The sequence below is a fragment of the Pseudomonas entomophila L48 genome, from assembly GCF_000026105.1.
Taxonomy (GTDB): Bacteria; Pseudomonadota; Gammaproteobacteria; order Pseudomonadales; family Pseudomonadaceae; genus Aquipseudomonas; species Aquipseudomonas entomophila.
This window is the reverse complement of record NC_008027.1, coordinates 1767929-1791469: the sequence shown is the minus strand read 5'-3', so window position 1 is coordinate 1791469 and position 23541 is coordinate 1767929. Positions and strand designations below refer to the sequence as shown.

The following is a 23541-nucleotide window of genomic DNA, read 5'->3' as shown; positions in this document are numbered from 1 at the left end:
TCATGATCTGCCCCTTTGGCGAGTCAAAAATATAGCGTCAAATTAAATCACATGGCTTTGTGCTATTACCAATGCCTTTACACATTCAATTGGAGTGTTTGCTCAGGGCGGCATGGAAGTGCGCGCTCTGTTGCAGGTACTTCTGGGTGTAGCTGTGGGTGCTCGACACCTTGCCACTCGACTCCATCTGGGCGTGGGCTGGCAATACGACAGAAGCGGAAATGGCGGAGGCGGCAATGACCGGGAAGAGATTGAAGTTCATGGGGGCGGTCCTCGACATCAGGTGGTTTGACAGGGGCCCGTCGGGGCCTTGGGTCAAAACTTACGCCGATGGGCTCGCCCACAGAAATTCATTGCGGCAGTAGCGATTATCACGGCCATTGATAATTGGGACGACACTGCACAGGGCTTGGCTGTTCCGGCCTATTCGCCGGCAAAGCCGGCTCCTACAGGTCGTGCAGCGCTGGCGGCCTCTGTAGGAGCGGCTTTAGCCGCGAACACCGGCGAAGCCGGTGCCTGACACCGCGTTGATTTCTTCGCGGCTGAAGCCGCTCCTACAGGAACTTGAGATCCGAAGGCGCGGGCTGGGTGAATGTCTGCACGGTGTCGCCGAGCTTGCCGCTACGCGGGTCTCGGTGCATGACGACGATCCGGCCGCTCTTCTGATTGGCCACCAGCAGATAGTTGCCGCTGGGGTCCAGAGCGAACTCACGGGGGTGGTCACCCTCCACCGAACGATGCTGCAAAACACTGAGCAGGCCATCGTCCTTGCCCACGGCATACACCACGATCTCGTTGGCCGTACCGCGGTTGCTCACATAGAGAAAACGGCCATCGGCCGACAGGTGCAAGCCGCCAGCGGCCTTGGCCGCAACATCCTTGCGCTCGGTCAGCGGCAGGCGCTGACGCTCGACCAAGGCACCCTCCTGTACATCGAACACCACCACTTCGGCGCTCATCTCCAGGGTCAGGTAGGCATGCCGCCCCTTGGCATCGAACAGCAGGTGCCGAGGCCCACTGCCTGGGGGCAAGCTGACCGAGGCCGGGATCGCCGGGCTCAGCGGATGCTCGGGGCTGGCGCCATCGTAGCGGTAGATGAACACCTTGTCCGCGCCCAGATCGCAGGCGTAGAGGTGACGGCCATCGGGTGACGACACCAGAGAATGCACATGGGCACCGGCCTGGCGTTCGGGGTTCACGCCACTGGGCTTGTGCCGTTCCTGCTGCACTGCCGGCTTGAGCTTGCCGTCCTTGGCCACCGGGATCACCACCAGGCTGCCACCCGGGTCGGGGGCAACGGCGTAGTTGGCGACAAACAGGTAGCGCTGGTCGTGGCTGAGGCTGGCGTGGGTCGGTTCATCGCCCTGGCTGGGCACCTGGTTCAGCGGTTTGATCTCGCCCGCCTTGCTCAACGAGAAGCTGCTGACATGGCCCTGCGGCGTTTCGTTGACCGCGAACAGCAGGCGCTGGTCGGCAGACAGCACCAGCCATGAGGGGCTGACGCTCTTGACCACTTGCCGTGGCTGACTGGCGATCTGGCCACTGCGCTCATCAAAGTCGTAGCGATAGATCCCCTGGCTGCCGCCATCGGTATAGCTGCCCACCAGCAGAACCGCTGCGTGGGCTTCAATTGCCAAGGTCATCAGGCTAGCGGTCAGCAGGTGCGTCCATTTCCTGTTCATCGTCTTCTTCATCCGGGGCGCGAAAGGCACTCATACAGACTAGACGATGCTCACCGTCGGCACTGCTGAGGGTCCAGTCCTCGCCCGCACCGGTGGCGGCGGTGACCTGCTCGGGGGTGAAGGTCCAGCGGCGCAGCTGGCGACCGTCCATGCATTCGATGGTCAGGCCGGTTTCGTCAAAGTTGAAGTCGAAGGCGTGCAGGCCGTCGATCAGGAGCATGTCGCAGGATTCGAGGGCGGTGGCGAGGGTCATGGGGGCACCAGGGGAACAAAAGGTGGCCATTATAACCGAGTTCGCCGGCAAGCCGGCTCCTACAATGATCCGTAGGCGCTGGCTTGCCGGCGAACAGGCCACAACATCAATGGGCGAAGATCGACCCGCCCTCCTTGCCCGCCAGCTTGCTTGGCTTGATCAGGAACCGCGCCAGCGCTGGCAGCAGCCACAGGGCGCCGAACATGTTCCACAGCAGCATGAAGGTCAGCATCAGGCCCATGTCGGCCTGGAACTTGATGGCCGAGAAGATCCAGGTGCATACGCCGATGGCCAGGCACAGGCCGGTGAACAACACCGCCTTGCCGGTGGAGCGCAGGGTCTCGTAGTAGGCCTCCTGCAAAGGCAGGCCAGCGCGCAGGAAGCTCTCCAGGCGGCTGTAGATGTAGATGCCGTAGTCCACGCCGATGCCGACGCCCAGCGCCACCACCGGCAAGGTGGCGACCTTGACGCCGATGCCCATGAACGCCATCAGCGCGTTGCCCAGCACCGAAGTCAGCACCAGCGGCAGGACGATGCACAAGGTCGCGGCGAAGGAGCGGAAGGTGATCATGCACATCACCGCCACGCAGATGTAGACGAGGATGAGGATGGTCAGCTCCGCCGACTTGATCACCTCATTGGTGGCCGCCTCGATGCCGGCGTTACCCGCCGCCAGGAGGAACTGCAAGCCTTCCTTGTTGTGGCTGTCGGCAAAGGTCTTGGCGGCCGCGGTGACCCGCTCCAGCGTCTCGGCCTTGTGGTCGTTGAGGAACACCAGCACCGGCGCCAGCGAGCAGTCGGCGTTGTACAGGCCGTCGGCGCGGGCGATGGAGTTGTTGAGGATGTCCGGGTTGCGCGACAGCGTCTCCCATTTCAGGCTGCCCTCGTTCATGCCCTTGATGACCTGCTTCGACACGGTCACCAGAGAGATGGTCGACTGCACCCCGGGGGTGTTGTCCATGGTCCACATCAGCTCGTCGATCGGTGCCATGGTCGAGTGGATCGAGCACTGCTCGGCCGGGGTCTTGACCATGATCACCAGCACGTCGGAACTGGTGGAGTAGTTGCTGATGATGAAGCTGTTGTCCTGGTTGTAGCGCGAGTCCGGGCGCAACTCCGGCGCGCCCTGGTCGAGGTCGCCGATCTTCAGGTTCTGGCTGTACCAGAGGCCACCGGCGAAGGCCAGCAGTGCCAGCACCACCGACACCGGCGCCACCTTGGGGCTGGCGAAATTGGCCAGCAGGCGCCAGAACGGGTGCTCGCGGGTGGCGTCCTTCTTGCTGCGGGCGATGGCCTTCTGGCTGATGCCGACGTAGCTGATCGCCACCGGCAGCAAGATCAGGTTGGTGAAGACGATCACCGCCACGCCGATCGAGGCGCCGATGGCCAGCTCGCGGATCACCCCGATATCGATGATCAGCAGGGTGATGAAGCCGACGGCGTCGGCGAGGATGGCGATCATCCCCGGCAGGAACAGCTGGCGGAAGGTGCGCCGCGCGGCGGTCAGGGCGTTGTCGGCGTCACTCGATTGCAAGGCGATGCCGTTGATCTTCTGCACCCCGTGGGAGATGCCGATGGCGAAGATCAGGAACGGCACCAGCATCGAATACGGGTCGAGCCCGAAGCCCACCGCGTGCATCAGCCCCAGCTGCCAGACCACCGCCACCAGGGTGGTGATGAGCACGGCGATGGTGCTGCGGATGCACCAGGTGAACCAGTACAGCAGCGCCCAGGTGATCACCAGGGCCACGCCGAAGAACATCGCCACCATCACCAGGCCATCGATCAGGTCGCCGACTTTCTTGGCGAAGCCGACGATGTGGATCTTCACGTTCGGGTTCTGCGCCTGGAACTTGTCGCGGATCTTCTCTTCCAGCTGGTGGGAGAACTGCTGGTAGTCGAGCTTGACCTGCCTGCCCGGGTCCTGCGGGTCGGGGAAGCTTTCCAGCAGCGGGATGTCGACGATGCTCGACTTGAAGTTGTTGGCCACCAGGCGACCGACCTGGCCCGACTTGAGCACGTTGTCGCGCAGCGTGTCGAGGCTGTCCTGCGAGCCGTTGTAGGTGTTGGGGATGACCTCGCCGCCGGAGAAGCCCTCTTCGGTAACCTCGCTCCAGCGCACGCTGGGGCTCCACAACGACTTGAGGGCGGCACGGTCGACACCGGGGATGTAGAACACCTCGTCGTGGATCTGGCGCAGCGTCTCCATGTAGTCCTTGTCGAAGATGTCGCCGTTGACCGCCTCCACCGAGACGCGCACGGTGTTGCCGAGGTTGGCCAGGTCGTTGCGGTGCTCGAGCATCTGTTCGATGAACGGGTGCTGCAGCGGGATCATCTTCTCGAAGCTGGTGGACGGGCGGATCTGCGTGGCCTGCCAGAACAGGAAGATGCTCACCAGTACGCAAAGGGCGATGACCACGGGGCGGTTGTTGAAGATCAGGCGCTCGAGCAGCGTGGCCTTGTCCTTGTGGTGCTGCTGGTGCATGTCGAAGCTCTCCCGGCTAGTCATGGACGCACCTCCCCGGTGCCATCGGCCGAGGCCAGGTGCACGCCGCCCTGCCCGACCAGCAGCAGGCCACCGCCGGCCAGGCCGCTGACCCCGGCCAGGGCGATGCGATCGGCGCGGTTGCGCACGCTGAACGTCTGCCCGTCGTCATGGCTGCGCAGCACACTGCCGCCATTGCCGACCAGCACCAGGCTGCCATCATCGAGAAGCGTAGCGCTTGCCAGGCCGAATTCGAGCGGGCCGCGTTCGGCCTGCAGCTCAATCGGTTGCCAGGAATCGCCGAAATCGGTGGAGCGGAACAAATTGCCGCGCAGGCCGTAAGCCAGCAGCGTGTTGGGTTGCGCGGTGCCGATCACACCGAACAGCGAGCCCTCGTAGGGGCCTTCGACTTTCGACCAGCTCTGGCCGTTGTCACGGGAGCGGAACATGCCGCCCTGCTCGCCGACGATGAACAGGCCGGCGTCCTTCACGGTGGTGATGGCGTTGAGGTGCAGTTGCTCGGGGTTGTCCAGGCGTTCGGCGACGTCCTGCCAGTGCTGGCCGCCATCGAGGGTTTCGAGCAAGGCGCCATAGGCGCCGACGGCGAAACCGTGCTGCGGGTCGAGGAAACGTACGTCGAGCAACGGGGCTTCGCGGGAGAGGTCTTCGAACTGCTTGCTCCAGGTTGCGCCGCCATCGGCGCTGGCGAGGATCTGCGCATCATGGCCGACGGCCCAGCCGCGCTTGTCGTCGAGGAAGAACACCGCCGTGAGCAGTTGCCGGGTGGGCACCCGGGCTTGGGTCCAGGTCTTGCCCTGGTCGTCGGAGAACAGGATGTGGCCGCGGTCACCGACCACCACCAGGCGCTGGCCTGCGTGGGTGGCGCCGATCAGCAGGCTCTGGCTGGCCTTGGGCGATTCGGTCGAGTATTGCTCGGCGGCCACCGCCGCCAGGGCATTGCCTGCCCCGATACCCAGCGCCAGTGCCAGCATCGCACTGGCTGCCAGCGTGTGGCGAACCGTTGTCCGCTCTCTCATGACTGCCCCCTGTTGTGTTCTTGTGGTGGGTCAATCTATTGCCAGGTGCTGCGAAAACCCTGTTCCAGAGCCCTGGAATAGCTTCGGGCCATGCTATCGGGATTGTCCGACAGAACACAACGAGCGGGACGTTATGTTTTGTTAACCACAAAAAGCCGGGGCCGCCTTGCGGCCCTTTCGCGGCACAAGGCCGCTCCTACAGAAGATCGCAGTCCCCTGTAGGAGCGGCCTTGTGCCGCGAAAGGGCTGCGCAGCAGCCCCAATGTCTACCAGGCTTACGCCAAGCTCTTGCTCACGACTTCATACACATCACTGGACAGCGCCCCGGAAGCGAGAATCCGCTCCAGCTCGCCCTTCATCAGCGCCTGGCGCTTTTCGTCGTACTTGCGCCAGCGGGTCAGCGGGGCCAGTTGACGCGAAGCAATCTGCGGATTCAGCGCATTGAGCTCGATCACCAGGTCCGCCAGGAAGCGGTACCCCGAACCATCGACAGCGTGGAAGTTGACCAGGTTCTGCCCGGCGAAGGCGCCGACCAGTGCCCGCACCTTGTTCGGGTTCTTCAGGGTGAAGGCCGGGTGCTGCATCAGCGCCTTGACCCGCGCCAGCCCACCCGGCAACGCGCTGGCCGCCTGCACGCTGAACCACTGGTCCATGACCAGCGGGTTGTCCTTGAAGTGCTCGGCGAACGCTTCCAGCGCCTTGGCCCGCTCGGCTTCGAACGACGAATTGACCAACACCGCCAGCGCGGTCAGGCGCTCGGTCATGTTGTCGCACTGCTCGAACTGCTCCAGGGTCGCTTCCAGCACCTGCGGCTTGCCACCCAGCATCAGGTACGACAGCGCGATGTTCTGCAGGCTGCGGCGGGCGAAGTGCTCGGCCGAGGCCACGTACGGGGTCTTGCGCGAGACTTCGCGGTTGGCCTGGTAGCGTGCCCACAGGGCGTCGAACAGTTGCTCGGCGATCTGCTGGCGGGCGAACTCGCGGGCGGCGTGGATCGCATCGACATCGGCCACCTGGCTGATCTCGGTGAGGTACGCCTCGCCCGGCAGCGAGAGCATCTCGGCGACCATGGCCGGGTCCAGCGCTTCGTTGCCCAGCACGGTGCCCAGGGCGGTGATCAGGCGCTGGTCGAGCTTGAGCGCTTCACCCCGCTGGTGCTGGCCGATCAGTTCCTGCAGTACCTGCACCGACAACTGCTGCCCCGCTTCCCAGCGGTTGAAGCCGTCGCTGTCGTGCTGCATCAGGAACATCAACTGGTCGCGGTCGTACGGGAAGCTCAGTTTGACCGGCGCGCTGAAGCCGCGCAGCAGCGAGGGCAGCGGCTTGGCAGTGATGCCTTCGAAGGTGAAGGTCTGCTCGGCCTCGGTCACCGACAGCACGCGCGAGGTGCCGACGGCCTGCGCTTCGCCGACCAGGCGCAGTGGCAGGTCATTGCCCTGGGCGTCCAGCAGGCCCAGCGCCACCGGGATCACGAACGGCAGTTTCTCGACCTTGTCCGGGGTCGGCGGGCAGCTCTGGCGGAAGGTCAGGCTGTAGGTCTGCGCGGCGGCGTCAAACTGCTCGCTGACTTCCAGGCGCGGCGTGCCGGCCTGGCTGTACCAGCGTTTGAACTGAGTCAGGTCGACGCCGTTGGCGTCTTCCATGGCCTTGATGAAGTCGTCGGTGGTAACAGCCTGGCCGTCGTGGCGTTCGAAGTACAGGTCGCTGCCCTTGCGGAAGCCTTCGGTGCCCAGCAGTGTGTGGACCATGCCCACCACTTCCGCACCCTTTTCGTAAACGGTCAGGGTGTAGAAGTTGGAGATCTCGATGAAGCTGTCCGGGCGCACCGGATGGGCCATGGGGCCGGCATCCTCGGCGAACTGGTGGGTGCGCAGGTAGGCGACGTCCTCGATGCGCTTGACCGTGCGCGAGTTCATGTCGGCGCTGAATTCAGCGTCGCGGTACACCGTGAAGCCTTCCTTGAGCGACAGCTGGAACCAGTCGCGGCAGGTCACGCGGTTGCCCGACCAGTTGTGGAAGTACTCGTGGGCGACCACGCCCTCGACCCGCTGGTGGGCAGCGTCGGTGGCGGTCTCGGCGCGGGCCAGCACGCAACTGGAGTTGAAGATGTTCAGGCCCTTGTTTTCCATGGCGCCCATGTTGAAGTCGTTGACCGCGACGATCATGAAGATGTCCAGGTCGTACTCGCGGCCATAGACTTCCTCGTCCCAGCGCATCGACTTCTTCAGGCTGACCATGGCGTGGTCGCACTTGTCGAGGTTCTCTTCCTCGACATAGATGCGCAGGGTGACGTCACGACCGGACTGGCGAGTGAAGCTGCTTTCGACGCACCACAGGTCACCGGCCACCAGGGCGAACAGGTAGGCCGGCTTCTTGAACGGGTCTTCCCAGGTCGCCCAGTGGCGGCCGTCTTCTGCCGGCCCATCGCCCACAGGGTTGCCGTTGGACAACAGCACCGGGTAGCGATGCTGCTCGGCGATCACCGTGGTGGTGAAGGTGCTCATCACGTCCGGGCGGTCGAGGTAGTAGGTGATCTTGCGGAAGCCCTCGGCCTCGCACTGGGTGCAGAACATCTTGCCGGACTTGTACAGGCCTTCCAGCGCGGTGTTGCTCTCCGGATGGATCTTCACGCTGGTATCGAGGGTGAATTGCCCGGTTTTCGGCTGCACGGTCAGGCTGTCGGCATCAAGCTGGTAGTCGCCGGGGTTCAGTTCGACATCGTCCAGCGACGCCCGCAACAGCTCCAGCTGCTGGCCGTCGAGCACCAGCGGCGGCAAGCCGGCGCCGCGCTCGGGGTTGCGGCGCATGACCAACTGCGCGTGCACCAGGGTGTGGTCCTCGAACAGTTCGAAGGTCAGGTGGGTCTCGTCGATCAGGTACTCGGGGGCCTGATAGTCCTTGAGGTAGATCACTTGCGGTTGTTCAGTGCGCATGGTGACGATCCTTTACTGGAGCACGGCCAGTTGGTAGGCCGTGTACTTGCGAATGTTGATCACGCCGGTATCGAAGATCAGGTACTGGCCCTTGATGCCCAGCAGCGTGCCTTCCACGACCGGGTCCTTGTCGAGGTTGAAGCTGACGATCTTTTTCGGGTAGGCCTCGACCGGGTAGCGCATCTGCACCACCTCGGCTTCGGGCAGCGGCTGGATCGCCTGCAACCCGAAGCGCTCCTGCAGGCCACGGATACCGTCGGCGCAGGCGTCGAAGATCTGTTCGCGGATGGCCGGCAGGTCGAGCACCTCGGCGTCGCCCTTGAGCAGCGCGCGCCAGTTGGTGCGGTCCGGTACCTGGCTGCGCAGCACGTCCTCGACCAGCCCGGATTGCTGGCGGGTGGCCACGCGCATGATCGGCAGCGCCTGGCTGGCACCCTGGTCGAGCCAGCGGGTGGGCAGCTGGGTGGCGCGGGTGATGCCGACCTTGATGCCCGACGAGTTGGCCAGGTACACCACATGGTCGGTCATGCAGAACTGCTCGCCCCACGACGGCTCACGGCAGGTGCCGGCGTCGTAATGGCATTTTTCCGGGGCCATGATGCACACGTCGCACTGGGCCAGCTTGGTCATGCACGGGTAGCAGTAACCCTGGCTGAAGCTGGTCTTGGTACGTTTGCCGCAATGGGTGCAGTGGATCGCGCCGAGGTATTCCAGGCGGATCGACTGGCCGATCAGCGGGTTGACCGGAACCTCTGCGTCATCCAGGCGGAAGCTGTATTGAACGACCGGTGCTTCCAGGCGCACCGCCATCTTGCTCAGAGAGCCACGAGCGAGTTCGATCAATGTACCGAGTCCGACTTGAACAGGATGTTGGCGATCGGTGCGGACTTCGAGGCGCACTCCTGCGGGCCCATGTAGCCGGTGCGCTGCTCTTCGGGGAGGTTCTTCATCTCCCAGGCGATCACCGCCTGCAGCGACAGCTCTTTCTGTTCGGCGGTCAGCTTGCGGCCGTCGGACCATTTGCCGATTTCCACGGCCGTCTTCAGGCTCTCGTAGATCTCGGGGGTGATGTTTTCGATCATTTGCGCGAATGTGGACATGGGGTCTCCAATGGGTTTGGACGAGAAGTGCCTGCGCGGCGATCAGGCAAGGCGAAAACAGGCGAGGAAGCGGAGTTTACGTGTTGTAAATGAGCATTCCGAGCCTGTTTTCAACGCAGCATGGTCGTCGCGCAGGTACTTATCGTCCAAAGCCTAAGTCAGGCCGACAGTCTACGCCTGGCAAGCCCTCCGCCCAAGAGGCCCGTCAGGCATCCGATGAGCAACCCGCCGACATGGGCGGCGTTGGCAATCTGGCCAAAACCCAGTTGGCCAACCACGCCGCTCAGGCAAATCAGCAACCAGACCAGCATCATCACCAGCACGCCCTTGGGCAGGCTGAACTGTGGGTTGGGCGCCAGCCACTGGTACAGCCATACGTGACCGAGCAAGCCGTAGAGCACACCGGACAGGCCACCGAACAAGCTCGGGCCGCTGCTGAAATGCTGGGCCAGGTTGGACACCAGGCTGAACAGCAGGGTCAGCATCAGCAGCATCCACGGCCCTTGGCGCAGTTCGATGCGCTTGCCCAGTTCCCAGTACCACAGGCCATTCATTGCCAGGTGCAGCACACCGAAGTGCAACAGCATCGGCGACACCAGGCGCCACCACTGGCCTTCGGCAAGCGCCTGGGGCAATGAAGTGAAGTAGAGGTAGTCCCCCTGCACCTGGAATGGCAGGAAGGTGAACCAGGCGATGGTCGTGAGGTTGTCGCCCAGGCTGGTCAGGCCGGCCACCACCAGGCTCAGGAACAGCACGGTGGCGGTAACCTTGCAGGCACGGGCCTGTTCCTTGAGGGAAGGCGCCGTGGGGGTGTTCGCCGGCAAGTCGGTTGCCACGGGGAGTTCCACATCGGCGTTGCCGTCGGGGAAGCGCTGGTACAGCTGGCGCACGTCATCGGCCATGGCGGGGGGCGCCCAGAGCACCTGCTCCTCGCCCTCCTCCACCACCCGGTGCGGCACTTGCAGGCGACGCAGCAGGGCGACGAAGCCGCCGAGGTCGACCGTCAGCGGCAGGCGCAACACTTCGATCACGTTCATTGGCTGGCCTGCGGGCGTTCGACATCGACCCAGACGAACTTGTGCGGGTCGATGCGGGTTTCGTCATCCAGCCGGTAGGCCGCCAGCTTGCCGTACAGCACCGCGCTGTAGTCCAAGCAGGCCAGGTTGGCGCGGATCGGCGCCGGCCGGCCGCTGCGCCAGTAATGGCCGACGAACAGCAGCGGCTCGTCTTCGGCGTAGCGCAGCAAGGCATTCTTCTGGCTGTGACTCAGTGGCGTGCGGGCCACCTCGTCCGGCAGTGCATCGGGTTGGAATACGATGTCACCATAGGTTTGCGGGTCTTCTTCCCAGAACTTGGTGCGGAAGAAGGCGCGGGTCAGGCCATCGCCACCGGTGAGCGTCAGGCCGTCCGGCAGGCGCATGTCGGTGCCACGCAGCAGGCGGTTGCATACCGTGGCAGCGAAACTGCCGGACACCGCCGAAGCCTGGACAAAATGCTCGTCGATGCGCCCATCGTGATACTGCTGGCGCAGCGGCTCGATCAACTGGTGGTCCCAACAGGCGTGCACCAGGCGGAACCGCCCGGCGTCGACGAACAGCGGCAGCTCGTAGAACCACTGGATGAAGTCGTGCCAGTCGCCGGGATGCTGGGCGAACTGGGTGAGGGTTTCGTCGATCAGGCGCGCATGGCGCGGCGTGTGCTCGCGCACGTACGCCTTGCCACTGCCGGGCAGCGCCGGGGTGACCCAGCCCAGGGCGTTGTATTCATGGTTGCCCATGATGCAGAAGGCCTGGCCGGCCTCGACCATGTCGTGGACGATGTGCAGCGCCTCGCGGATGCGCGGGCCACGGTCGACGATGTCGCCGAGGAACAGCGCCTGGCGCCGCGGGTGGCGCCACACCCCGCCCACCCGCTTGTAGCCGAGCGCGTCGAGCAGGCGTTCGAGGGTGAGCGCACAACCGTGCACGTCACCGATGATGTCGAAACTGCGCGCCGAATCGAGCATCAGTCGTCCCTGCCTCCCAGGCGGCTGCCCCAGCCGAGCTTGGTGCGGCAGACCTCGTAGTAATTGTGGTCCAGCGGGTGGATCAGGCGCAGTTTCTGCGGTTTCTTGCTCACCGTTATGGTGTCGCCGGGGGCGCAGGTGAAGTGGTTCTGGCCATCACAGGAGACCTGCGGGTAGATCTGCAGGTCCTTCGACACGACGATCTTCAGCTCGCTGTTGCCGTCCACCACGATCGGCCGGCCCGACAGGGTGTGCGGGTACATGGGCACGATGACGATGGCGTCGAGCTTGGGATGCATGATCGGGCCGCCGGCCGACAGCGCGTAGGCGGTGGAGCCGGTCGGGGTGGCGACGATAAGGCCGTCGGCTTTCTGGCTGCAGACGAACTGGCCGTCGATGTAGATCTCGAACTCGATCATCCGCGTCGACTTGCCGGGGTGCAGCACCACATCGTTGAGCGCATCGCCCTGGCCGATGGCCTCGTTGTGGCGGCGCACTTCGGCCTGCAGCAGGAAGCGGTTCTCGACCAGGTAGTGGCCGTCGAGCACCTCGGCGACCTTCTCTTCCAGCTCGTCGGGGCGGATGTCGGTGAGAAAACCCAGGTTGCCGCGGTTGATCCCCAGCACCGGGATGTTGTGCCGGGCCAGGGCCCGGGCGGCGCCCAGCAGGCTGCCGTCGCCACCGACCACGATGACCAGGTCGCAGACCTCGCCCAGCAGCTTGCGCGTGGAGGTCTGCAGGCCGTGGCCGGGCAGCACTTCGGCGATGGTGTCCTCGAGGATCACGTGCAGGTGGCGCTCGAGGAGGAATTTTTTCAGTCGGCGGATGGTGTCGAGCACCTGGGAGCTGCCAAGGCGTCCGATGATACCGATATTGCGAAATTGCTCCATGGTGCTCCTGCGAGGCTCTGCGGCGGGGTGACAATGCCGCGATTATGGGCGAAAGGACTGGCCAGCGGCAAACCGGCTATGCTCGCAGGATGATGCCCTTCACCGATCTGCAGCCCCTGCTCCGCCAGCTGCGCCAGCCTGCCGTGCGCGACCTGGCGTGGGCGGTGCTATCACCGCCGCTGCTGGATGACGCCTGCGCCCCGCAACGCCACCCGCTGAGCGCCAGCGCCTGGGCCGATGACCCGGGGCGACTGGCCGCCTGGCTGCGCGCGCTCGATCATGACCCCACGGCGCTGCTGGACTGCCTGGCACGGCTGACCAGCCGGCGCCTGGGGCTCTACTACGAAGCGTTGTGGCAGTTTGCCCTACGCCAGGCCCCGGGCATCGAACTGCTGGCGGCCAACCTGGCAATCCGCGATGGCGGGCGAACCCTGGGTGAGCTGGACATCGTGCTGCGCGACCGTGAAGGCACTCATCACCTGGAGCTGGCGATCAAACTCTACCTGGGGCCACCCGGTGGGAATGGGAGCGATCCGGACCAATGGCTTGGCCCCGGTTGCCATGACCGACTGGGAAGAAAGCTGGCACACCTGACACAACATCAGCTACCCATGTCGAGTGGACCGCAGAGTCACACCGTGCTGGCCGGGCTGGGCCTGGGCCAGGTGCAGGCGCACCTCTGGCTTGGTGGTTATCTGTTCTATCCATGCTCGGGACGAACACACTCGCCGGGCGGGGCCAACCCCGAACACTTGCGTGGTAGCTGGATGCGTCATAGCGAATGGAACGGCACCGACAACAGGCGCTGGCAACCCCTGTCGCGCCAGGCATGGCTGGCGCCGGCGCGACTTGAAGCAGCGGCGTGCTGGAGCACCGAACGCTTCGCTGCCTGGCGCGAAGGGCTCGAACCCGATGCCCATGCACACCTGCTGACCCGACTGGAGCAGCAGGCGCAGGGGCACTGGGAAGAGGTCGAACGGATGTTTCTGGTGGCCGATGGCTGGCCTGACCTTCCCCAGCGCTGACACAGCCCCACCGCCTCGCTGACGGCGGGGCATTAAAGCGTCAGGACGCTTCGGCCACCGGTTCAGGCGCCGGGCAATGGGCCTGGGCATCTTTCGGCCACAGCACCTGGCCCTTGCCGTCGACCACCTGCTCCGCACCGCAAGGCAGGCGGTTGGTGTCGAACACCACGCTGCCATCCAGGCGATACAGGGCGCGCAGCGTGCGCACCGCGTCGTCGCCATTGCCCTCGACCCGATAGGCGAAGATCGCACCACGCGCTTCGTCGACCACCACGTCCTGCCATTTGGCGGGCACCAGCAGCTTGCCATCCAGATCGTACAGCGCGCGCACGGCATCCGACTTGCTGCCCTCGGCCGCCAGCAGGTGGTGACCGTCAGCCAACAGTTTGAACGACACGAACTGCTCCGGCTTGACCAGCACCTTGCCCTTCTCGTCCATCAGGCCCATGGTGGGGGTCTCGTTGGGCATCCCCATGAACATCACGGTCTTCTTCGGCGATTTCAGCTCGGAGAACGCATAGCGATTGGGCGCGACCAGACCGATCTGCTGGTAGGTGGGTTGGAACACCACCTTGCCCTGGTCCAGGTCGATGGTCCCGTAGGTGGCCAGGAACATGTTCTGCAATTTGCCGATATGGTTGAAGCCCGGGCGATGGCCACTCATGCCGAGCAGGCCCATGCCGGCGTCGCCGACCGAATCGTACTCGGGCTGGATCAGCCACTTGCCGTCATGGCCGATCATGCCGGCCTTGCCACGGTCTTCCTCGGTGCGCTGCAACTGCACCATGCCGCCCACCTTGCCGAAGGTCTCGCAGCTCTGGTACTGCGCCTCGATCACCACCTTGCCCTGGTAGTCGAGGTAACCGCACGGCTTGTCGTAGCTGTCGCGGAAGGCCACCAGGCCACCGCCCGGCGTACCCAGCCAGCCCTTCTCGAGCGGGATCACCAGGTTGCCGGCGGCGTCCGCCAGGCCCTTGCCGGCAGCCCCTTCGCGGGAAACCACAAGGTGACCGTCGGCCGCGCTGACGATGGTGTCGAAGTCGAGCTTGCGCAGCACCTTGGTCTGCAGGTTGTAGCCCCAGTTTTCGCCCTGGCGCTCGGCCAGCACCCAGTTGCCGCGCTTGGCGAAATCCTCGCGCACGTACATCGAGTCGAACACCGCCTCGCTGACCTTCTCGCCCTGAGGCGTGAGGATGCCGCGCAGCTCGCCAATCTCGTAGACGATGAAATCGTTGTCGCCGCCGACATAGACGGTGTCGAAGATGGCCGGCTGGACGTCCTTGCCCTGCTCGTCCATCACCCCGACCTTGCCATTGTGGTCATAGCCGAACAGGCCCGGGGTCAGGGTATAGAGCGAGTCGGTGAGGTCGGCACGGATCACCTGCTTGCCGTCGCCACTGGCCAGGTGCCAGTAATCGCCACGACCGAAGATGAAAGCGTTGCTGAAAGGCTGGGTGTAGAGCTGGGTGAACTCGCTGCCCGGCGCGACACGGAAGGCACCGTTCTGGTCCAGTACCGCGCATTCGTCGTTCACGCACAACGGAATGGTCAGGGCGGCAATCGGTGGCGTCTTGACCACCGGGGCTTGCTCGCAGCCGGCGAGCAGCAGGGACAGGGCGCCGAACAGCGCGACCCGAGGGGTGCAGATGAGGTGTTTCATTGACACAGGATCCTTGTGCGATGGAAATCGGGTGCAGGCCCAAAGCCACCACCCAGCCCGCTGTGTCGGCCACGCGGGATAGATCTGAAGCAAACAAATTTCCATCCCAGCGATTAGAGTGAGAAACAGGCGCCAGCAAGAGCGCCCTTCCCGACCTGATGACGAGGACCCACCATGGTTTCATCCACCCCCGCGGCCCACTACGCGCGGCTGTCGATCGCCCTGCACTGGCTGATGCTGGTGCTGCTGGCCGCCGTGTACGCCTGCATCGAACTGCGCGGCCTGTTCCCCAAGGGCAGCGCCGAGCGCGACCTGATGAAAGACCTGCACTTCATGCTTGGCCTGACCGTGTTCGTGCTGGTCTGGCTGCGCCTGGCCGTGCGCCTGTCGCGCCCCACGCCACCGATCGTGCCCAGGCCACCCGCCTGGCAGACAGGCCTTTCGCACCTGGTGCACCTGCTGCTGTACCTGATGATGATCGGCCTGCCCCTGGCCGGCTGGGCGATCCTCAGCGCCGCCGACAAGCCAATCCCGTTCTATGGCCTGGATCTGCCGGCCATCGTCGCTCCTGATCCGGACCTGGCCAAGTTCATCAAGGGCTGGCACGAACGCATCGGCAGCTGGGGCTACTGGCTGATCGGGCTGCATGCCGTGGCCGGGCTGTATCACCACTATGTGCGGCGCGACAACACGCTGCTGCGCATGCTGCCCTACAAGTAACCGCGGCGCCCCTGCAGGCCACCGGTGTGCAGGAAGACCAGGCGGGTGCCCGGGCGAAAACGCCCGGCCTCGACCTGGTCACGCAGGGCCAATAGCGCCTTGCCGGTGTAGAGGGCTTCCAATGGCATGCCGGTCAGGTGCTCGGTTTGCTCGATGAATGCCAGCAACGTGTCATCGATACGCGCAAAACCACCCCGGCAGGCCTCGTGCAGCGTGTACCCCTGCAAGCCGGCCAGTGCCTCGACCGTTTCGGGCACGCCATGATCCCGTGGCACCGCCAGGGCGCCGTGGACCTCATGATCTCCGGCTTCCGCCAGCACCAAGCCCGCCAGCGTGGTGCCGGTACCGGCCGCCAGCCACCAGGCGTCGTAGCCCGTCCAGCCCAGCGTGGCCAATTGCGCCTTGCACTGCTCGACGATCAGCCCGCAACCCTGAGCGCCCGCCAGCCCGCCACCGCCTTCGGGAATGCAATGCCAGCCCGGATAACGGGCTTGCCAGGGCTGCCAGAAGCCGGGCTCATGGCGGGCGCGGTAGCCACCGAAACCCAGCCAGTGCAGCGCCATACCCAGTGCCCTCAGGTCCCTTGTTGTCGGCGTCTCCTGCGCATGCCCACGTAGCAGGCCGACGGTGGCGAAGCCGAACCGCTTGCCGGCCGCTGCCAGGGCATGGAGGTGATTGGAATGGTTGCCGCCCAGGCTGATCAAGCCCGGTGCGCCAGCTTCGAGGGCTTCAGCCAGGTGGTGGCGCAGCTTGAACCATTTGTTGCCGCTGATCAGCGGGTCGATCAGGTCCAGGCGCAGGACGGCAAGCTCGATCCGGGCTTGTTGGAGCCAGGGCAGGTCGAGGCGCTGCAGAGGGGCTTGGGGAAGAGAGAACTCGGGCATGGCGCGAGTTTATCAGGTGTTCGAGATGGCACGGGCTGCGCCCGTGTTCGCCGGCAAGCCGGCTCCTACAGGTACCGTGAGGTCTGTAGGAGCCGGCTTGCCGGCGAATGGGCCTGAACTGTCAACACAGGCTCACTGGGTTATCACAACTCCGCGGCCAACCGCGAACCCTGGTTGATCGCCCGCTTGGCATCCAGCTCGGCCGCCACGTCGGCGCCGCCGATCAGGTGCACCGACTGCCCGGCCGCCACCAGCCCTTCCTGCAGCTCGCGCAGCGGCTCCTGGCCGGCGCACACGACGATGTTGTCCACCGCCAGCAGCTGCGGCTCGCCCTCATTGATGCGTACATGCAGCCCGGCATCGTCCACGCTCAGGTACTCGACGCTGTTGAGCATCTGCACGTGCTTGTTCTTCAGGCCCGTGCGGTGGATCCAGCCGGTGGTCTTGCCCAGGCCGTCGCCGACCTTCGACTTCTTGCGCTGCAGCAGGTACACCTGGCGCGCCGGAGCGTGGGGTTCAGGCTTGATACCGGCGACACCACCACGGGCCTCCAACTGTGTATCGATACCCCACTCCTTCCAGAACGCCTCGCGGTCCTGGCTGGTGGCCACGCCCTTGTGTACCAGGTACTCGGACACATCGAAGCCGATGCCGCCAGCACCGATCACCGCCACCCGCTCACCCACCGGCTTGCGCTCCAGCAGCACGTCCAGGTAGCTGAGCACCTTGGCATTGTCGATGCCCGGAATCGCCGGGGTGCGCGGGGCGATGCCGGTCGCCAGGATGATCTCGTCGTATTCACCCGCCACCAGCGCTGCCACGTCGACCCGGGTGTTCAGGCGCAGGTCGACACCGGTGCTCTTCACCTTGTTGCGGAAGTAGCGCAGGGTCTCGAAGAACTCTTCCTTGCCCGGCACACGCTTGGCCACGTTGAACTGCCCGCCGATCTCGCTGCCGGCGTCGAACAGGGTCACCTCATGCCCGCGCTCGGCGGCCACCGTGGCAGCCGCCAGGCCCGCCGGGCCGGCGCCGACCACGGCGATGCGCTTCACCGCGCGCACCGGCACATAGTTGAGCTCGGTCTCATGGCAGGCACGCGGGTTGACCAGGCAACTGGTCAGCTTGCCACCGAAGGTGTGATCCAGGCAGGCCTGGTTGCAGCCGATGCAGGTGTTGATCTCGTCGGCGCGCCCTTCAGCCGCCTTGTTGACGAAGTCCGGGTCGGCCAGGAATGGCCGGGCCATGGACACCATGTCGGCATCGCCCTCGGCCAGCACCGCTTCGGCCACTTCTGGAGTATTGATGCGGTTGGTGGTGATCAGCGGGATCTTCACCGCGCCGCGCAGCTTGGCGGTGACCTTGCTGAATGCCGCGCGCGGCACCTTGGTGGCAATAGTCGGGATGCGCGCTTCGTGCCAGCCGATACCGGTGTTGATCAGCGTGGCGCCGGCTTGCTCGATGGCCTTGGCCAGCACCACGATCTCGTCCCAGGTGCTGCCACCCTCGACCAGGTCGAGCATCGAGAGGCGGAAGATGATGATGAAATTCGGCCCCACCGCTTCACGTACCCGGCGCACGATCTCCACCGCCAGGCGCATGCGGTTCTCGTAGCTGCCACCCCAGCGGTCGGTGCGGTGGTTGGTGTGGGCGGCGAGGAACTGATTGATGAAGTAACCTTCCGACCCCATGATCTCGACGCCGTCGTAGCCGGCACGTTGGGCGAGGCTGGCGCAGGTGACGAAGTCACGGATCTGCTTCTCGATGCCCTCCTCGTCCAGTTCCTTGGGTTTGAACGGGTTGATCGGTGCCTGGATCGCGCTTGGCGCCACCTGTTTCGGGCTGTAGGCATAGCGCCCGGCGTGGAGGATCTGCAGGCAGATCTTGCCACCGGCAGCATGTACCGCCTCGGTGACGATACGGTGCTTGTCGGACTCTTCCTCAGTGCTCAGCTTGGCCGCGCCGGAGTAGACGCCGCCTTCGTCATTCGGCGCGATGCCCCCGGTCACCATCAACCCGACACCGCCCCGGGCACGCTCGGCGAAGTACGCCGCCATGCGCTCGAAGCCGCCTGGACGTTCTTCCAGGCCGGTGTGCATCGAACCCATCAAGGTGCGGTTGCGCAAAGTGGTGAAACCCAGGTCGAGGGGGGCCAGCAGGTGCGGGTAACGGGCGTTTGCCATGGAGGGGCTCCACAGTTGGCGTGATCACGGGATGCGGGCGCCTCTTCCAGTCCGGCGGGGCCCGTCGTTTGTCTGAGGCCGACATTAAACAGGCGTTTGAACACGCTCAATGATCGAAACTGACAACTTATTGATCCTGCTGCACAGCAGGCTTACCCTAGGGCACCTCATTCCTCATTGCGCAGAACCGCCCCATGGGAAAACTGCTTGCCAGCGCCCTGGCACTGGTTGTCATCGCCACGCTGTTCGGCTACGGCTTCTGGACCTTGCAGCGTCCGGAAGGCCATTACCTTTCTGATCTGCGCATCGAACTGGCGCTCGACCAGGGCGTTCCCGGGGGCCAGGGCAACCTGCTGGGTGTCGAGCCTCTGCTGTACCCAGGCGACTACCAGAACCTCGAACGCCTGCACCGTAAACTCTCCGCCTACCTGGACCAGGCCCGCAGCAAGGGGCTGGTCAACGCCCGAACCGTGGTGGTACTGCCTGAGCACATCGGCACCTGGCTCTGGGCCCGAGGTGAAAAGAACGAGCTGTACCAGGTCACCCACCGTCGCGAAGCCTGGCAATGGCTCGAGCTGAGCAACCCGCTGCGCTACGGCCTGGCGCTGCTTTCAGCCAGCGGCAACGACCGTCGCAGCGATGCGCACCTGCGCATGAAGGCTGCGCAGATGGCCAACGACTACCAACAACTGTTCGGCGGCCTGGCGCGGGAATTCGGTGTCACCCTGGTGGCCGGCTCGATCATTCTCCCTGCCCCCTACGTCGAAAACGGCCGGTTGCTCACGGGTGATGGCCCATTGTTCAACACCAGCGTGGTCTTCGGCAGCGATGGCGGCGTGCTGGGGCAACCACAGCACCAGCAGTACCCGGATAGCGAAACCCGACGCTATATCCATGAGGGTCGCCAGCATCCGCTGCACGTCGTGCCGACCCCCGCCGGCCGCCTGGGCGTGCTGGTGGGCAGCGACAGCTGGTACCCAGCCAACCACCAGCAACTGGCCGAACAGTCGGTGCAACTGATCGCCAACCCGGTTTTCCTCAGTGGCCAGCAACAGTGGCAAGCCCCGTGGCGTGGCAACCGCCACCAGCCTGCGGCGGCGCAGTTGCCGCTGCAGCGCGGCCAGGTCAGCGAACAGGCCGCGTGGCAACAACTGACCCAAGCCGCCAGCAATGGCGTCACCAGCATGAGCGTGTTCCTGCGTGGCCAGTTCTGGGAGCTCAGCGGGGACGGTCAGGGCTTCGCCAGCCAGGCCGGCGTCCTCTGGGCGGGCAGCGCCGGCAAGGGCGCACGCCTGCTGAACTTGTGGTTGTGACAACATGCCTCGCCCCCGCGTGCGCCTGGGTGAACTGTCGGTAGGCTTCGTCCAACCGCTGGCTCAGGCACTGACGCACCTCGGCCATGATCCGCACCCCCTCCTGCTGCGCTACGGGCTCGATGCCCAGCGCCTGGCCGAACCCGGCGCGCGGTTGTCGATCCCGCGCTACATGCACCTGGGCCATGCCGCCATCGCGATGAGCGGCGAACCGGCATTGGGCCTGCGCATGGGCCGCCTGAGCCACCTGGCCCAGGCCGGGCTCGCCGGAGTGGCCGCCGCCCAGGCCCCCACGCTCGGCGAGGCTGCCCGCACACTGCTGCGCTTCGAGCCGCTGTATGCCGCCAACTACCGTGGCCAGTCGAGCTTTCATGAGGACAATCAGGGTGCCTGGCTGCGCTTCTATTCCATCAGTCCCTACAACACCTATAACCGCTTCGTGGTCGACTCGTTGCTGGCCGGCTGGCTGGCGCAGCTGAGCACCCTGGTGCAGCGCCCGGTGCAAGCCGAGCGACTGGAGATCGAATTCGAGTCGCCCACTTACGCCGCGCAATACCAAAGCTTGTGCAGTGGCACGGTAGTGTTCGGCGCCCCGGCCAATCAGTTGCGCCTGGGCCAGGCCACGCTGGCCCTGGCCAACCCGCACCATTGCCCGAGCACCTGGCAGCATCTGTTGCAACTGTGCGAAGCGGAACTGGCCCTGCGCACCCGAGTACGCAGCCTGGGCGAGCGCATCACCCACCTGCTGGGCCCTTTGCTCAACGGTGGACGCGAACCAGACCTGGAGGAAGTGGCGCGGCACCTGCAACTGCCCACCTGGACCTTGCGGCGCAAGCTGGCCGAGGAAGGCACGCGCTTTCGCAACCTGCTCAACGACACACGACAGGACCTTGCCGAGACCTACATCCGTGACACGGAGTTGGCCTTTGGCGAAATCGCCTATCTATTGGGGTTTGCTTCGGCGGAGGCCTTCCAGCGCGCATTCAAGCGCTGGACGGGCCTGACACCGGGAGAGTTTCGCCGCCTTCAGCGGCAGGTGGGCTAGAGCTCGGTAGCGTCGTCCGCAGGCTCTGGCGTGTCCAGTTCATAAGCCTGGAATTCGAGAAGTTCTTCCTGGTAGTCATCCATCAGCCTGCTTCCTCTTTACTTGTCATTCGCCGGTCTGCCATGAACCTAAGCGGGCCGGATGAAGGCGTGGTTACACCCTCATGACAAATAAACGTAGCAGGCGCTGGAAATGTTACCCACGCCAGCTGTAACACTACGTGACCAGCCTACAGCGGCGCGGGCACCTGGTCAGCGGCAGGAGCTTGCTGCACCTGGATCGGTGCGGCCTCCACCGGCGGCGCGACAGGTTGCGACCCTTGGCTGTCATCGACTACTGGCGCCTCAGTGGCCGCCGCAGGGGCCGCTGGCTGGGCGGCCGGTGCTACCGACACGGGCTCAGGCACAACGGCAGGCGCCAATGAAGCTGATGCAGGCTCTGGCAAGCCCAGCTCCGCGGCTGGCTTCTCGACCTTGGCCGGCTCGGCCGCTGCCTCGGCCTTTTTCGTGGCCTTGGGTTTTGGCAGATAGCTTTCCACCAATGCGAAGTAGCGATCGTAGAACTGCGCTGCGGTCACCGTTTCACTGGCGACCTTGACCATCGAGTCATCGGTGGAACCGATCGGCATCGACACCGAGCCGAGCACACCCACGCCCAGACTAGCGGAGGTGTTCGATTTCTTCAGGGTGTAACGGTCCTGCAGGGCATTGGCGAACATGGTCGAGCGCTGCTTGTCGCCCATGTCGGGCACGCAGGTGATGTTGAAGCTGATCTGCATGTGGTTTTCGGCGTTCTGCTGGAAGCTCTTGTTGCCGGCGACCTGGCTGGCATCACTGCTAGTGATGATGTAGCCCTGACTGAGCAACGCGCGCCGAGCGGCTTCACAGGTGCTCGCCTCGCTGACCGGGAAGGTGCGCGAGAACGTGCCTGAGTCGTCGAAGTTCTCGTGCTCATACACAGCGGGTTTCTTCGAGGAGCAACCGGACACGCCCGCCAGCACAAGGGCCAGCCCGAGCGCACCGTAGACGGAGGATCTGGACATCATGGATTCCGGGTAAATCGAACGGTGCCTATTGTGCAACACATCCATGAGCCGCCGAAACCTTGAAACGGCGTTCTTTACGCAAGGTTCATGTAAAGGGCGCTGCATCGCTCAATGTCGCGTGCAGCCAATGACGACTTTACCCACACCATTCTCAAGATATTCCTAGCCAGATGGACGGCATTGCCTCGCTAGACTCATTAATCTGTCTGAAAGCCCAAGGGATACCTGGTGAAAAATCTTTCCGTACGCCTGAAATTACTACTTGGCATCGCCCCGTTGATAGCCCTGGTGGCGACTCTCGCACTGACGGCCATCAACAGCCTGAACTCACTGACATTCCGGGCCGAACGCCTGATGTCAGTGAACTACGTACTCGATACCCTCAATGAGATTCGTGTCGCTCAACTGGCCTATACCCTGAAACAAGAACAGAGTGAGCTTGCCAACCTGCACCAGGCGTACGTACGCCTCGACAGGTTGATCGACGATAGCCTGAAAATAATGCCTTCCCCCGATGCCCAAGCCAGCCTAGGCGCAACACGCGACATCATGCAGGGGTACATGGATGGCTTCAAACGCAGTCTTGATGCCAGCTCGGGAGAATTGAACGGTCCATTTGGCAAGTACCTGCTGGGTGAAGTGCTCAAAGCGGTCAACCAGACCAAGTCACTGATCAGCCGGCAGAACCTGGTCAGGGCTGAAGAGTTCGATTACCGCATCAGTCTGATGCTGGCGGAGTTCTATATCACGCTGCTATTGGCCTGCGGATTTGCATGGTTGTTGGTGCGGCAAATCTACAGACCGCTGCAGCATGCCGTGAGCCTGGCTCACGATATCCTCGAGCTGGGACAGGAAGATGAACCCACCCTCGCGCGCAACGATGAATTCGGCAAACTGATCCAGGCACTGGAGCGAAGCGGCGCGCCCTCCACGCAAGGTTACCCGGCAACGCCTGCGCAAGCCGCCATCAAAAGCAACGTTCGCCCATGAGCGGAAACAGCCACCGCCTTAACGAGCCTATTCGCCACGCGGAAACGAAAAAAGCGACCATCAGGTCGCTTTTTAAGTGCTTCAAAGTGTTCAAGGGACTTCGAGGCGAAGATGGCGCAGCGGACGGGACTCGAACCCGCGACCCCCGGCGTGACAGGCCGGTATTCTAACCGACTGAACTACCGCTGCGTATCATTCAGGCTTTCGCCCGTTTGAAACTGGGATCCAGACCTTCAAGCGCTCTTTGCGCGAAAGCCAGGGACAAAAAAAGCGACCATAACCGCTCTTTTTGTT

Annotated in this window: 20 protein-coding genes and 1 tRNA gene; 5 read left to right on the top strand and 16 right to left on the bottom strand. The window is 64.2% G+C overall.

Features of this window, described 5'->3' with window-relative positions:
• Positions 1 to 85 precede the first annotated feature (85 nt).
• The 11 genes from PSEEN_RS26845 to PSEEN_RS07990 all read right to left on the bottom strand — a co-directional run bounded on the left by PSEEN_RS26845 (position 86) and on the right by PSEEN_RS07990 (position 12385).
• Complete coding sequence (locus PSEEN_RS26845) at positions 86 to 262, bottom strand: hypothetical protein (RefSeq protein WP_011532977.1); 177 nt, start codon at positions 260 to 262, stop codon at positions 86 to 88.
• 292 nt (positions 263 to 554) lie between these two features.
• Positions 555 to 1682: a lactonase family protein gene (locus tag PSEEN_RS08035; RefSeq protein WP_193383912.1), complete on the bottom strand. Its 1128-nt coding sequence runs from the start codon at positions 1680 to 1682 to the stop codon at positions 555 to 557.
• Complete coding sequence (locus PSEEN_RS08030) at positions 1648 to 1935, bottom strand: DUF5629 family protein (protein WP_044487867.1); 288 nt, start codon at positions 1933 to 1935, stop codon at positions 1648 to 1650. The genes PSEEN_RS08035 and PSEEN_RS08030 overlap by 35 nt, the downstream gene beginning before the upstream one ends.
• A gap of 106 nt (positions 1936 to 2041) precedes the next feature.
• Entirely contained in the window at positions 2042 to 4444 is a 2403-nt protein-coding gene (locus tag PSEEN_RS08025; protein WP_011532974.1) for an efflux RND transporter permease subunit, read from the bottom strand.
• A complete protein-coding gene (locus tag PSEEN_RS08020) occupies positions 4441 to 5457 on the bottom strand; it encodes a WD40/YVTN/BNR-like repeat-containing protein (RefSeq protein WP_011532973.1) in 1017 nt (338 codons plus the stop codon). Before PSEEN_RS08020 ends, PSEEN_RS08025 begins: the two co-directional genes overlap by 4 nt.
• Positions 5458 to 5732: 275 nt before the next feature.
• Complete coding sequence (gene pepN / locus PSEEN_RS08015; protein ID WP_011532972.1) at positions 5733 to 8390, bottom strand: aminopeptidase N; 2658 nt, start codon at positions 8388 to 8390, stop codon at positions 5733 to 5735.
• 12 nt (positions 8391 to 8402) lie between these two features.
• Entirely contained in the window at positions 8403 to 9233 is an 831-nt protein-coding gene (locus PSEEN_RS08010) for a DUF2797 domain-containing protein (protein WP_044487865.1), read from the bottom strand.
• Complete coding sequence (locus PSEEN_RS08005) at positions 9230 to 9490, bottom strand: YeaC family protein (protein ID WP_011532970.1); 261 nt, start codon at positions 9488 to 9490, stop codon at positions 9230 to 9232. The genes PSEEN_RS08010 and PSEEN_RS08005 overlap by 4 nt, the downstream gene beginning before the upstream one ends.
• A gap of 158 nt (positions 9491 to 9648) precedes the next feature.
• Entirely contained in the window at positions 9649 to 10527 is an 879-nt protein-coding gene (locus PSEEN_RS08000; RefSeq protein ID WP_044487864.1) for a rhomboid family intramembrane serine protease, read from the bottom strand.
• Positions 10524 to 11495 (bottom strand): metallophosphoesterase, encoded by a 972-nt coding sequence (locus PSEEN_RS07995; protein ID WP_011532968.1) that lies wholly within the window; start codon positions 11493 to 11495, stop codon positions 10524 to 10526. The genes PSEEN_RS08000 and PSEEN_RS07995 overlap by 4 nt, the downstream gene beginning before the upstream one ends.
• On the bottom strand, positions 11495 to 12385 hold the full coding sequence (locus PSEEN_RS07990; RefSeq protein ID WP_011532967.1) for an NAD(+) kinase: 891 nt from the start codon (positions 12383 to 12385) through the stop codon (positions 11495 to 11497). Before PSEEN_RS07990 ends, PSEEN_RS07995 begins: the two co-directional genes overlap by 1 nt.
• 44 nt (positions 12386 to 12429) lie before the next feature.
• Between PSEEN_RS07990 and PSEEN_RS07985 the strand changes: the two genes are divergently transcribed.
• Positions 12430 to 13410, top strand: a complete 981-nt coding sequence (locus PSEEN_RS07985; RefSeq protein WP_044487862.1) for a DUF1853 family protein — start codon at positions 12430 to 12432, stop codon at positions 13408 to 13410.
• A gap of 40 nt (positions 13411 to 13450) precedes the next feature.
• Here the strand turns inward: PSEEN_RS07985 and PSEEN_RS07980 are convergent, their stop codons facing one another.
• Positions 13451 to 15070, bottom strand: coding sequence for a WG repeat-containing protein (locus tag PSEEN_RS07980; protein ID WP_011532965.1), 1620 nt, complete (start codon positions 15068 to 15070; stop codon positions 13451 to 13453).
• Positions 15071 to 15244: 174 nt separating this feature from the next.
• Here PSEEN_RS07980 and PSEEN_RS07975 point away from each other — a divergent pair, with 174 nt between their 5' ends.
• Positions 15245 to 15790 carry a cytochrome b gene (locus PSEEN_RS07975; RefSeq protein WP_011532964.1) on the top strand — a complete coding sequence of 182 codons (546 nt, stop codon included), beginning with the start codon at positions 15245 to 15247 and terminating at the stop codon, positions 15788 to 15790.
• On the opposite strand, the gene PSEEN_RS07970 is transcribed toward PSEEN_RS07975, so the two are convergent.
• Both PSEEN_RS07970 and PSEEN_RS07965 read right to left on the bottom strand, forming a co-directional pair.
• Entirely contained in the window at positions 15781 to 16674 is an 894-nt protein-coding gene (locus tag PSEEN_RS07970; protein WP_011532963.1) for a 1-aminocyclopropane-1-carboxylate deaminase/D-cysteine desulfhydrase, read from the bottom strand. The genes PSEEN_RS07975 and PSEEN_RS07970 overlap by 10 nt on opposite strands.
• A 143-nt stretch (positions 16675 to 16817) precedes the next feature.
• Positions 16818 to 18854, bottom strand: a complete 2037-nt coding sequence (locus tag PSEEN_RS07965; protein ID WP_011532962.1) for an NADPH-dependent 2,4-dienoyl-CoA reductase — start codon at positions 18852 to 18854, stop codon at positions 16818 to 16820.
• 194 nt (positions 18855 to 19048) lie between these two features.
• Here PSEEN_RS07965 and PSEEN_RS07960 point away from each other — a divergent pair, with 194 nt between their 5' ends.
• Complete coding sequence (locus PSEEN_RS07960; RefSeq protein ID WP_011532961.1) at positions 19049 to 20167, top strand: nitrilase-related carbon-nitrogen hydrolase; 1119 nt, start codon at positions 19049 to 19051, stop codon at positions 20165 to 20167.
• 4 nt (positions 20168 to 20171) lie between these two features.
• Positions 20172 to 21212 carry an AraC family transcriptional regulator gene (locus PSEEN_RS07955; RefSeq protein WP_011532960.1) on the top strand — a complete coding sequence of 347 codons (1041 nt, stop codon included), beginning with the start codon at positions 20172 to 20174 and terminating at the stop codon, positions 21210 to 21212.
• Between the two features lie 229 nt (positions 21213 to 21441).
• Here the strand turns inward: PSEEN_RS07955 and PSEEN_RS07950 are convergent, their stop codons facing one another.
• Positions 21442 to 22254: a DUF2242 domain-containing protein gene (locus PSEEN_RS07950; protein ID WP_011532959.1), complete on the bottom strand. Its 813-nt coding sequence runs from the start codon at positions 22252 to 22254 to the stop codon at positions 21442 to 21444.
• Between the two features lie 231 nt (positions 22255 to 22485).
• Here PSEEN_RS07950 and PSEEN_RS07945 point away from each other — a divergent pair, with 231 nt between their 5' ends.
• Positions 22486 to 23247 carry a methyl-accepting chemotaxis protein gene (locus tag PSEEN_RS07945; RefSeq protein WP_011532958.1) on the top strand — a complete coding sequence of 254 codons (762 nt, stop codon included), beginning with the start codon at positions 22486 to 22488 and terminating at the stop codon, positions 23245 to 23247.
• A 112-nt stretch (positions 23248 to 23359) separates the two neighbouring features.
• Here PSEEN_RS07945 and PSEEN_RS07940 read toward each other — a convergent pair.
• Positions 23360 to 23436: transfer RNA gene (locus PSEEN_RS07940), tRNA-Asp, on the bottom strand.
• Between the last annotated feature and the right edge of the window lie 105 nt (positions 23437 to 23541).